5 protein-coding genes are annotated in these 12,790 nt (G+C 47.4%); 2 read left to right on the top strand and 3 right to left on the bottom strand.

Features of this window, described 5'->3' with window-relative positions:
- Both OGH69_RS15770 and OGH69_RS15765 read right to left on the bottom strand, forming a co-directional pair.
- On the bottom strand, nt 1-758 hold a 758-nt coding region (locus OGH69_RS15770), incomplete at its 3' end, for a PorP/SprF family type IX secretion system membrane protein (RefSeq protein WP_265175455.1).
- A 172-nt stretch (nt 759-930) separates the two neighbouring features.
- A complete protein-coding gene (locus OGH69_RS15765; RefSeq protein ID WP_265175454.1) occupies nt 931-9,057 on the bottom strand; it encodes a fibronectin type III domain-containing protein in 8,127 nt (2,708 codons plus the stop codon).
- 168 nt (nt 9,058-9,225) lie between these two features.
- Here OGH69_RS15765 and hflX point away from each other — a divergent pair, with 168 nt between their 5' ends.
- Both hflX and OGH69_RS15755 read left to right on the top strand, forming a co-directional pair.
- Nucleotides 9,226-10,458, top strand: coding sequence for a GTPase HflX (gene hflX / locus OGH69_RS15760; protein ID WP_265175453.1), 1,233 nt, complete (start codon nt 9,226-9,228; stop codon nt 10,456-10,458).
- Between the two features lie 17 nt (nt 10,459-10,475).
- Nucleotides 10,476-11,741 (top strand): MFS transporter, encoded by a 1,266-nt coding sequence (locus OGH69_RS15755; protein ID WP_265175452.1) that lies wholly within the window; start codon nt 10,476-10,478, stop codon nt 11,739-11,741.
- A gap of 130 nt (nt 11,742-11,871) precedes the next feature.
- Here the strand turns inward: OGH69_RS15755 and OGH69_RS15750 are convergent, their stop codons facing one another.
- A complete protein-coding gene (locus OGH69_RS15750; protein ID WP_265175451.1) occupies nt 11,872-12,756 on the bottom strand; it encodes a DUF3078 domain-containing protein in 885 nt (294 codons plus the stop codon).
- Between the last annotated feature and the right edge of the window lie 34 nt (nt 12,757-12,790).

Here is a 12,790-nt window from a genome sequence, read left to right as displayed (position 1 = left end):
AGCCTGTAGGTAGCGCCGATCTCGAACTTGTTGAAGAAAAGGGCATTCAGGGACCCGTCTATCGAAGGGTCTACCCCAAAGGCCGATTTTACCATGAATGATGGCTTCAGCTTGAAGTTATCGCCAATCTCAAACACATAGCCACCCGTCAAAAAGTAATGCGACACTTCCGAGCCGAACTCAAGGTCCTGCCCGCTGTCCCTCACGTTAAGGTGCTTGCTCTTGAGCATGTTCGGCACCGAGAAAGCCAAATAGTAGTTCTCTGTGTAGTAGAATGCTCCTGCACCTACGTTGAAATACGTGTTGTTCACGTTTTCCTGGAATGCAGGGTCATTGTCATGCGGCACATAGCCGTTGCCAATGTCGTCATATAATCCTACGTCGTGGAAGGTAAGGCCCGCTTTCAGGCCAAGGGCAAGCCGGTGCTCACCGCCAAGGCGAAGGGTATAGGAGAAGTCGGCATACAGGTTGGTCTCCTGTACAGGGCCGATCTCATCGACTATCGCCGATAGGCCCAATCCTACATTCTTACCAACAGGGCTGTGGCCCGAAAAGGTACCCGTACTCGGGGAATCCTGGATGTCAACCCACTGCTTGCGGTACAATAACCCAAAGGCCAAATTCTCCTTCGAGCCCGCATAAGCCGGGTTGATCACATTCATGTTGTACATGTACTGCGTGTAGTGCGGGTCCTGCTGCGCTGTCGCATCTGCCAACCCACCCAGAGCCAATAATGCTGCAAGGTATAATTTCTTCATGTGTGTGGTTTCTGTTTACTTAATTACTCTGAGCTGTTTTCAGCTTATCAAAGCAAGTAATTTTTTTTGAATTTCGTATGAATTTTATGAAATGTTTATGCTAAGAATACAGTATTTACTGATGATAGCAAGCATTCACCCCGCCGAAGCGGGGTAATTGCCTGTTTATCAATTATTCTTCACGATTAACGTAAACCCATCCGGTTTTGGTTTCACCGTTGCGACGCTCAATCATGTAGAAGTAAGTACCTGTAGGAAGTTCTTCGCCTCCATTGCCTTTACCAACAAACTGGTCGGTATAGCCATTTCCGCGGCTGTAAACTTCCTGTCCGTAGCGGTTGAAGATGCTCAGTTTCTTCACATCAAGCACCGTTAGGTCAAAGGTGTCATTCTTACCATCATTGTTTGGCGATATACCCCTTGGTATGTCACAAGACGTATCAACAACAGGAACATCTGTTTCCATAGAGCAATCAGCATTGGCAAAAGGAATAACCTTCAGGTGGTACGTACCTGCCTCGGTTACCTCAAGCTTTTCGCTGGTGCCTACTACCGTTCCGGCAGCATTGGTCCAAACAAAGTCTACATTATCAACCGTATAAATCTCATCCATATCGAAAGTAACTTCGAGCATATACGATGGACCTTCACATCCCTGAAGCACTGCTATAACCGGGATAGATGTTATGGTAACATCTACAGTGGCAGCAACAGCAGGACAATCAGGAGTGCCCGGAATCGTATTGGTCACAGTGTGCATACCCGGCGTACTTGCCGCAAGGTTAATAACACCTGTAACGCTGTCTACAACCAATCCGGCAGAACCTGTAAAGGTACCAGCTCCGCCTGCAAGTATTGGAGACGGGTTAGACGCATCCTGGCAATAAGCGGTAGCATCGTAGCTGAAGTCAGCTATTGGAGCCGGGTAGATAGTAATTGTAACACTGTGTGTCACCACACCACAACCATTTGCAGCTGCAATAGTGTTTGTAACGATATATGTACCTTCTGCACTGGTTCCAGGAGTAATAATACCTGTCGCAGGATCTATGGCAAGACCGGCAACATCAGTTGTAAATGTTCCTGCCACTGCGCCTGTTGCATATGTAGGCGCTTCATTACCTCCTGCATTCTGGCAAACTGCAGCAACCTCATAAGTAAATGTGGCCACAGGAAGTGTTGTAATAACTACTGTAGCAGTTGCTACAACATCAGGGCATCCGTTTGCCGCAGCAATGGTATAAGTAACCGTATGAGTTCCTGCAGTACTTGCTGCAAGGTCAATACTACCCGTAAGGGGATCAATTACCAATCCTGCGTCTCCTGTATACGCTCCGCCAGTGTCTCCGGTCAGGGTTACCGAAGCACTTCCGCCGTCAGAACAGTAAGGAGTTCCGCCATAAGCAATTGTTGCCACAGGAAGTGCATTGATTACTATCTCGGTAGTTACCGCTATAGAAGCACAAGCTGTAGTAGCAGCAACCGTATAGGTTATCGTGTGCGTACCAAGCGTACTTGCCGCAAGGTCAACATCTCCCGTTACAGGGTCTATAACAAGGCCTGCATCACCTGAGTATGCACCGCCTGTTGTACCTGTAAGCGTCACTGTCGCTGTTCCGGCATTGTCACAGTATGGTGTGGAAGCATAAGCGATAGTAGCATCAGGAGCTGCTTCAATATCAACTGTAGTAGTAGCTGTGTACTCAGGGCAAGAAGCCGTAGCTGCAAGCGTGTACGTTACTGTATAGCTGCCGGCTGTACTTGCGGCAGTGTCAATATCACCGGTTGCTGCATCAATAACCAATCCTGCGGTAGAAGAGAACACACCACCTGTATTGCCGGTAAGGGTTACTGTAGCCGGACCTGCATTAGAGCAGTATGGCGTAGCACCATAAGCTATGGTAGCCGTAAATTGGTCGGCAAGTTCAACAGTAGCAGTTACTACAAGTTCATCACAAGCTGCGGTAGCGGCAATGGTGTAGCTTACCGTATAAGTACCCGAAGTACTTGATACAAGATCTATTTCACCGGTTACAGGATCTATGGTAAGACCTGCAGTAGATGAATATGTACCGCCTGTGTTTCCTGTTTGTACAACTGTTGCTGTGCCAGTACCTACACAGTAAGGGCCTGCATAAGCAATGGTCGCTTCAGGAGCAGCCTCAATCGTCACGTCTGTTGTTGTTGTAAAGGCAGGGCAAAGTGCCGTAGCCGCTACATCATAGGTTACAGTATAAGTACCCGGTACAGACGTTGCAAGGTCAATAGCACCTGTAGCACTGTCAAGCACAAGGCCTGTAGTAGATGTGTACACACCGTCCGGGCTGCCAGTCATAGTTACGGTAGCCGTACCGCCGTTAGTACAGTACGGGCTGTCTGCATAAGCTATGGTAGCTGACGGACCGTCATTAACCGTAATGGTTAGCGGCACAACATCAAAACATGTATCCACAATTGTACTGTTTATCCTCACCCAAATAACGACTGTCTGAGTTTCAAACGGCACAGATGTGTCAATCGCGTTAACTCCGTTTTCTGCATCTTCCTGAGTCAGGTAGTAGCTTACTTCATATTCTGTAGGAAGCAATGTCCCAAGTATGTCATCATTAAGAGTTGTAAGATCTATTGACGATGTAGCGTTAAATCCGCAAAGGGTTACTTCAGCAGGATCCGGTACGTTTACTTCAGGTCCTAGCGCTACAATCACAGTATCGGTGATAGGCTCAGTATTTGCAGCATTCGGCACCGTTATCACAACAGTATAGGTATGGTAACCCGGCTCAGAAACCTGGATGGTTTGCGTAAGGGCTGTAGTCGAAACGATCGTAGGCACAAACGGTGTTGTAGAATCGTCCATGAACCACTGATATGTTGGGCCCTGGCTGTTGCCCGGAGTTTCAACCTCAGCAGTAATGGTTGTATTCGGCTCGCCACATAGTATCTGGTCGTCTCCAAGATCTACGCTGTAAAGAATGTTACAGTTGGTAGAACCTACACTTGATTCCAACTGTTGCAGCTGTATCTGGCCCTGGTCGCCGTTAAAGTTTGTGATAAGCACTACGTAAATCTCACCTTCAACCGCATTCGGGATTGTAAAGTTCTCAATCGCTGCGGCAGAGTAGCTACAGTCAATGATGTTTCCGAACGGATAGAAATCAGAACCTACGTTGCTGAACGGACATGTAGGGCAATCTACCAAATCTACCTGTGTACAGGCTTGAGTAAGCGAGTTGAAAGGTCCCCATGCCACGAAGTCAACGTCTAGGCCCTGGCCGATAGGCACACCCTCGTTGTTGAACTGTGTGTTCTGAACCATCTGGAAGTCAAGTTGTCCGCTATCCTCAACCTGCAGGTAATACCATACAGGGTTTGGCGTACTGCCCAAACAAGCTACCTGGCCATATTCTTCTACGTTAAGGTCATCATACACGTTATCGAATATAATACCCGATCCGTCTTCATTGGCACAGAAAGGCTCCGCATCAAGGATAGAAACATCGCTCGTTGTAAAGGTACCTTGCGCCCATGGGCTTACTTCGTCAGCACCACATACCGACCTAACGTAGAACACGTATGAGGTGTTCGCGTCGAGGCCTTCAGCAGTGTACTCAGTCTCATCAATTATAGTTCCGCTGGTTGGTACAGGAGATCCTGCCGGAAGCAATGCATACTCCCATTCAGTTTCTGTTCCGCCGGGTTGCCAAACTATGTTGGCACCATTTGAAGATACACAGCTTACACTAAGGTCAAACGGTGGAGGACATGTAACTATGGTAATGTTCACATTATCAATAGCACCCGGCTGTTGTGTACCACCGCTGCCATCGTTTCTCCATTCAAATATAAGCCTCATGATTCCTCCGGTACCCGGAGTAGGAATGTTGTAGTTGGCTGTAGTCCAGGCATTGTTAAGCTGGTGGTTGCCTCCAAGCTGTACACCACCACTATTGGCCGCGGTTATCTGTGTGCCAGGTGTTGGTACAAATGTAGACGGAACCCACCATACCCTGATGTAATCCCAGTTATTTTCACCCTGGTTCCTCCAGTCGTATGATACATTGACCATGTTTACCTCATCCTCTATCAGGATATCCCTGTAGGCATGAACTACCGAAGCTGAAGTTATAGAGTAGTTATGAGTAGTACCATTGGTATCACTGATATAAAGTGAGTGCGTAGGGCTATTGCTCACAGCCGTACCGTATACCCATTTGTTAGTTTGAGTACCGTTAGACAGCGTCCACTGATGGTCGGCATCCTCAAAATCTTGAGTATATTCAAGCTCCGCAGGAACCTGAGTTGTGATAAACGGCAGCGGCCCGATCCAAATGCTGTTACCATCTGTAGAGCCACAGTTGCTCCTTACCCAGAAATAGTATTGGGTAGATGGTGTAAGCCCTTCAAGCAGCACGTTTGTTGGTGACACATTACCTGTTGGCACAGTAGCTGTGGTTGGCGATACGTTACTTGTAGAATAGTAATAGTCAAACGTTGGGGTAACAGATGTTGGCCCTGTCCAGCTGATGGCAGCTGAATCCTGGTCAACTGCACCCAGTGTAAGCGCTGTTGGCGAAGGACATGTTACTATCTGTAAGTTAATGTTATCTATGGCTCCCGGCTGTTGCGTACCGCCGCCGCCATCATTTCTCCATTCAAATACAAGCCTTACGGTATCACCGGCATAATCTGCGGCGTTAATGATGTGCGTTGCCGTTGTCCATGAGTTATTTAACTGGTGGTTTCCGCCCAATTGGAATCCGCCGCTGTTCACTGCCGTAATTTGAGTACCCGGAACAGGAACGTAGGTTACAGGCACAACCCATACCCTTATGTAGTCAAAGTTATTTTCACCCTGGTTTCTCCAGTCATACTGCAGCACCAACTGGTCAAGCGGTGTTGGCAGTGTAATATCCCTGTAAGCATGTACAACCGAAGTATTGCCGGTAGCGTAGTTATGCGTGGTACCGTTGGTATTACTTATATATAGTGAGTGCGTAGGGCTGTTGCTTACTGCAGTGCCGTACACCCATTTATTGGTTTGCGTACCGTTAGACAATGTCCATTGATGGTCTGCATCCTCAAAGTCTTCAAAATAGTTAGGCTCAGCAGGTATCTGGTCTGTATTAAATTCCAGTGGTCCTATCCATATACTTGTGCCGTCTGTTGCGCCACAGTTACTCCTAACCCAAAAGTAGTATGTAGTACCCGGGCTAAGCGTATTCAGGCCAACATTGTCAGGCGTTACGTTTCCATTTGGCGTAGTGCCTGCTACGGGGGCAGTATTGGATGTAGAATAATAATAATCAAAAGTTGGGGAAACCGATGTTGGTCCTGTCCAGCTGATGTCGGCCGTGGTAGCAGTAACACCTCCCAAGGTAAGTGCCGTTGGTGAAGGACAGGTCACTACCGTGATATTAATGTTATCTACCGCTGCGGCAGGTTGTGTACCACCGCTTCCATCATTTCTCCATTCCAGCACAACCCTCATCACGTCTCCTGCATAATCGCCGGCATTAATAGTGTAGGTAGCCGTCGTCCAGGCCGGATTAAGAAGGAAATTACCGCCTATCTGAATACCACCGGTGTTGGCGGCCGTAAGTACTGTTCCCGGTGTAGGGATAAACGTAGACGGCACCAGCCATACCCTAAGGCGGTCATAAATGGTAGTTGTACCTTCTCCTCCAGATTTCCAATCGAATGAAAGAATGATCTGGTCTACCGGGTCCGGCATCTGTATGTCCCTATAGGCAAACACTACCGAAGTAGAGCCTAGTGTATAGTTGTTTGTAGCACCGTTATCGTTAGAAACGTATAGCGAGTGTGTCGGGCTGTTGCTGGTAAAAGTACCATATACCCATTTGTTGGTCTGGGTCCCGTTAGCAAGTGTCCACTGGTGGTTGGCATTCTCAAAATTCTGAGAATAGTTAAGCGTTTCCGGAATTTGCGGAGTAACAAAAGCCAATGGACCTACCCAGGCGCTGTTTTCCGTTCCACAGTTGCTCCTCACCCAGAAGTAATATTGGGTAGAAGGCGAAAGCGGTGTCATTGTAGCAGTAGGCCCCGCAACGTTTCCGGTAGGGGTTGTTCCCGCCGTTGGGGCCGTGTTTGTAGTGCTGAAATAATAGTCAAATGTTGGCGACACTGATGTAGGCCCGGTCCATGTAATGGTGGCAGTGTTGTCATTGAATGGCGTACCCATAGCAAGGTTGGTAGGCGACGGGCAAGTTACCAGGTCGATGCTGATGTTGTCTACCGCTGCACCCGGCATTGTACCGGCACTTGTGTCGTTTCTCCATTCAAATACCAGCCTCATCACCTGGCCTGCATAGGCTCCGGCATTTACAGTATAAGTAGCAGTTGTCCAGTTAGGGTTTAGAAGGAAGTTGCCTCCTATCTGCACACCACCGCTTGTATTGTCAATTATTGTTCCGGCTGTCGGCGTCCATGTAGCAGGCACCAGCCAAACCCTAAGGCGGTCGTAGATGGTAGTTGTACCCTCACCGCCCGATTTCCAGTCAAATGAAAGGATGAACTGGTCTACCTGTGCAGGCATTTGCAAATCCCTGTAGGCATGCACCACCGAAGCAGTATTGATAGTATAGTTATTGCTAACGCCATTATCATTACTCACATATAGTGAGTGTGTAGGGCTGGCGCTTGTAAAAGTACCATATACCCACTTGTTAACCTGGGTCCCGTTCACAAAGGCAAATCCGTGTGGGCCTTCAAAGTCTTCTTCCCAGCCATCAATGTTCACAGGAATCTGCGTAGTTGTAAATGTGTACGGGCCCGCCCATGCACTAAAAGTTCCGTTACCACAATCAGCCCTTACATAGTACTCATAGGCAGTACCGTCTACAAGAGGGCCTGCCACATAGTTAGTATTGGTTGTAGCTGTAGTTCCCGAACCTGTAGGTATGCCGGTACCGGCAAACTGTACAACCACTTCCCATGAAGTAGCACCGCTTGGGTTTGTCCAGGAAAGTTTGGCAGAATCAGCATCTACACCCAAAGTAGGAAGGCCTACCGGCTGTGCACAGTTGATCTGTTGTACCGTTAATGTATAAGGGGTAGATTGTGTAGTTCCCGAAGTAGAGATCACTACATAATAGGTTTGACCCGCAGTAACCGAAAGGTTAATATTTACCGGGTTGGTGGCATTACCTGTACCACCGGCAGCACAACCTACGCCAATATCGGCACAGTTGTTATAAATGAACATACCTGAGTTGGCACCATTATTAGTCATGCTAAAGCCCGCAGTACCCGTATAGGTTGGGGTATAGGCATATACCACATCATCGCCATTCAGGAAGTTAGCCGAAGTAGAACATCCTGTTGCGCCCACCGTTCCATTATAGTCGTCTCCGTAAAGGTTGGTGTTGGATGTGTGTGAATACGTGTTGTTAGGAATAACAATTGGCGCCGTACAGTTAGTACCCGGCACCACGGTTGTAAAGTTATAAGGCCCGGCCCACGCACTGGTTAGTCCGCTGTCGCATACTGCCCTTACAAAGTACTTGTAGGCTGTAGCGGGTTGGAGCGGGTTACCAAGCGCATCGGTGGTAGCTACATATGAAGGCCCTCCCGTATAAGAGACACCCACACCTGTCTGTGCTGAAAGCGCAGGAACAATATCAATCTGCCATTGCGTATTGCCGTTAGGGTTGGTCCAGTTCAGCGTTGCCGTGTTGGTCCCGATATTTGTAGTTAGCTGTCCAACCGGCGCAAAGCACTGTGCGGCAACAACTACATTATCTACAAGCCAGCGGTCACCGTTATCACCATTCATGACAAAAGCCAGGTATATCTGGCCGGTAGTACCCGCAGGCAGGTTTACAATTTTTTCCAGATAATCAGTCTGGTAAGGATCCGGGTTGAGCTGAAGCTCTGTCCACGACTGAATTTCGGTATACGTCGTGATGTCAGTCGGTGTATTGCCGGTATGCATCATGATACGATACGTGTTTCCATCGTCACCAAGGTTAGTCAGCCTCGACATAAAATGCAGTTGGCCGTTGGCAGGAGCGTTGAATTGCGGTGTTACAAGCCAGTCCTCGGTTGTTCCGGTGAGTACGTTTTCCCTTTGTATAAAGGCAACGTTACCCGAGCCGCCAAATGCAGGACTCTGAACTGGATTGTGAGCAACTACCCTCCACCACTGCGCCGCGCCTGCAATGTTCAATTGCTGCCAGCCGGGTGGCAATGCTGTATTGTCATCAAAGTCTTCCAATGGCAGCTGGGCGTATCCGCACCAGGACATCAGGAACATGAAAACAATTAAAGTAATTTTTTTCATAGTATTTTAGGTTAAAGTAAAAATTAAACCCCAAATTTAAAAAAATATAACTATCGGTTAACATTTGAGGGGATTTTAACAAAATAAATGTTGTTTGGCATTTTTTTATGAGAATGTAAAAAAATTAAACATTTTGTTTGCGTAATTTTGCCATAATATGAATTCGATATGCTAGAGAAAGAAATTATCAATTTCGAGAAAACCGTGATTGCCGGAGTAATAACCCAAAACCAAAGTGAAGAAAAACTTTCGGAATATTTGGATGAGCTTGAGTTCCTTACCTTCACCGCAGGCGGCGAAGTAGTGAAGCGCTTTTCGCAAAAAATGGAACGCCCCAACCCAAAAACCTTCCTCGGTACAGGAAAGATCGATGAGATACACCAATATATAAAGGAGAACGATGTAAAGACCATTATTTTTGACGACGAGCTTACGCCCGCGCAGCAAAAAAACATCCAACGCATAATGGATGTAAAAGTTTTGGACCGCACTAACCTCATTCTCGACATATTTGCGCAGCGGGCCGAGACCTCTTATGCACGCACTCAGGTAGAGCTTGCCCAATACCAATACCTGTTGCCCCGTCTTACAGGTATGTGGACGCACCTTGAGCGCCAACGGGGTGGTATCGGGATGCGTGGCCCGGGTGAAACCGAGATCGAGACCGACAGGCGTATTGTCCGTGACCGCATTGCATTGCTAAAGGAAAAGATACGCTCCATAGACAGGCAGATGTCAGTACAGCGCAGCAACCGCGGCGCCATGGTGCGCGTTGCATTGGTAGGTTATACCAACGTGGGTAAGTCGACCCTGATGAACGTGATAAGTAAAAGCGATGTGTTTGTAGAAAATAAGCTTTTTGCTACGCTTGACACTACGGTGCGCAAGGTGGTCATCAAAAACCTGCCGTTCCTGTTGTCAGACACCGTAGGATTCATACGCAAACTGCCAACACAGCTGGTAGAATCATTCAAGAGCACCCTTGACGAAGTGCGCGAAGCCGACCTCCTGCTCCACGTGGTGGATATTTCGCATCCTGATTTTGAGGATCATATAGAATCGGTAAACCAGATATTGCAGGACATCAAGAGCATCGGAAAGCCTACCATCATGGTATTCAACAAAATTGATGCCTACAAGCCGCTTACAATTGATGACGATGACCTGATGACCGAGAAAACCAACCGCCACAAAACACTTGAGGAATGGAAATCTACCTGGATGGCCAGCGTGGGCGAAAAGAATGCACTGTTCATCTCGGCTACCAACAAGGAAAACTTTGAAGAATTCAGGGAAAAGGTTTACGAGGCGGTAAGGGCAATACACATATCGCGTTTTCCATACAATAACTTTCTTTATCCGGACTATAAAGAAAATATGGCCGAAGAAAAGGACGAGTAACATAACACCAAATTGCTATGCAACCTGTAGCTGTATCCCTTTCGGGCTACCAAAAATTCGTCATTTTCATACTTGCTATTACGCAATTTACGGTAATACTCGACTTTATGGTAATGTCGCCCCTTGGTGACATCCTTATGAAATCGCTCAAAATGAGCCCTGCGCAGTTTGGTATTGCGGTGTCGGCCTACGCATTGAGCGCAGGCGCTTCCGGGCTGCTTACAGCCGGCTTTGCCGATAAGTACGACCGCAAAAAACTACTGGTATTCTTTTACACGGGTTTCATCATCGGCACCATACTTTGCGGGGTGGTCAACACCTATGAGCTTCTTGTGGCCGCACGCATATTTACCGGTATCTTTGGTGGTGTCATCGGATCCATATCCATGGCCATAGTAGCCGATCTTTTTGCACTGCAACAGCGCGGCCGTGTCATGGGCTTTTTACAGATGGGATTCGGTGCCAGCCAGGTATTGGGCATCCCCATAGGACTATACCTTGCTACTAAATGGCACTGGCACACGCCATTTTTATGGATCGCAGCTATGGCATTCATAGTAGCGGTACTCATTGTTATTAAGTTGAAACCTGTTACGCAACACCTTGCCGTAAAACAGGACAAATCGCCGCTAAAGCACCTGTTCCATACCCTCATGAATAAGGAATACCGCATCGGCTTTACCGCCACCGCACTGCTCTCCATAGGCGGCTTCATGATGATGCCCTTTGGGAGTGCCTTTGCCATCAACAACCTGCACATCACCAACGAACAGCTGCCGCTGGTATTTATGGTGGCAGGTATCAGCACGTTGGTTTTCATGCCGCTAATGGGCAAGCTGAGCGACAGGATGGATAAATTTAAGCTTTTTGCTTATGCCTGCATTTGGATGATTGCCATTGTACTGGTATATACCCGGCTCGAAACCACGCCGCTTTGGCTTGTTATGGTATTCAATGTACTGATGATGTCGGCCATCACGGCGCGCATGATCCCGTCTACCGCCCTTGTTACCGCTGTGCCTGATCTGAAGGATCGCGGCGCATTCATGAGCGTCAACTCCTCGCTGCAGCAGATTGCCGGAGGCATTGCAGCCGCTTTTGCAGGCACAATAGTCGTACAAAAAACCGAGCACAGCCCATTGGAACATTATGAAACATTGGGATATATCGTATCGTCCATAACGTTGCTGAGCATATTTTTGCTGTACAGGGTAAGCCGCATGATAAAGAAAAGGCCGTTGATGGAAATTAGCATACCGCCTGTACAATCTGAGGCAATTTAGGCAAGTACAATACAACACAAATTTATGTAGCATCGCAATCTTTTCTAAACTAATTGTCGGGTTGTAAAGATTGCTTCTTCGTTCCTCCTTGCAATGACTGCCGGAGAATTATACAGAGTAAAAATCTAATTTAAAACCCGTAATTCGCCGCTACGCCAAATACCTGCCTTACCTGGAACCCGCGGAAAGCGTTATCATCATAAATTGTCTGGAATGACAGGTTGGTCGTAAGATAGCGGTTGATTTTCATTACGATATTCAGCTGGTAGTCGATATCCACATTTTGTGGATCTTCGAGGTAGTTGGAATAAAGATTAAGGATATTCTCGAATGTTACGTTGGCAATCACATCCAGCTTGTAGTACATACTGGCGTTAAAACCGAGTTCATATCTCATCGATTCGCCCTCCTTAACACCAAAATACTCCTCGTTTGGCAGGGTAAAATTCTTATCTACGAATGTAAATTTTGACGTTGCCGGGGACAGGTTGATCTTGAAATTATCATCCCTTTTATACAACATGCCCGGACCTACATACAGGTAACCCGGCGAAAGCAGGTTGGTATACTCTTCGCGCACCTCGGCGCCATCTTCGTTCCTGTCGTATACATAACCTTTGGTAAACTGCGTTTTGAAGTTAACAAATGCAGAGTAGGACCATCTTTCTGTTGCCTTCTTTCCCACAACTGAATTGAACTCAAAACGGTCGTCTGTCTTTTTTGCGAAAGAGCTCGTTTTGGTCTTAACAATACCATAGGAAGCAATCACCTTGTTATCCCACGTCCAGTCGTCCTTTGCATAATTGAAATCATAATTAAGCCCTATGGTACCGGCAATGTTGTTCTCGCCACCCGCCAGCCAATTATCAAAGGTAGACTGGTTGAACAATAATGAGGCATTACCTTTCTTTGTCCATGGCCCAATAGTGTCGTTATCAGAGGCAGGATTGTCTTCCTGTGCGGTTGCGGCAATAGTGCCGGCCATTAGAAACAGTACGGATAAAATCTTCTTCATAATGTCGTGGTAGTTTAGTTGGCTCCCCGGGGGA

This window comes from Flavobacterium sp. MFBS3-15 (genome assembly GCF_026107645.2).
Lineage (GTDB): Bacteria > Bacteroidota > Bacteroidia > Flavobacteriales > Flavobacteriaceae > Flavobacterium.
Note: the sequence above shows the minus strand (reverse complement) of the source record. Positions and strands in the feature narration are given on the sequence as shown.

Bases quoted from the DNA above. Each gene is read 5' to 3' on its own strand.
- OGH69_RS15755 (WP_265175452.1), top strand. From the start codon at position 10,476: ATGCAACCTGTAGCTGTATCCCTTTCGGGCTACCAAAAATTCGTCATT.
- OGH69_RS15750 (WP_265175451.1), bottom strand. From the start codon at position 12,756: ATGAAGAAGATTTTATCCGTACTGTTTCTAATGGCCGGCACTATTGCC.
- hflX (WP_265175453.1), top strand. From the start codon at position 9,226: ATGCTAGAGAAAGAAATTATCAATTTCGAGAAAACCGTGATTGCCGGA.
- OGH69_RS15765 (WP_265175454.1), bottom strand. From the start codon at position 9,057: ATGAAAAAAATTACTTTAATTGTTTTCATGTTCCTGATGTCCTGGTGC.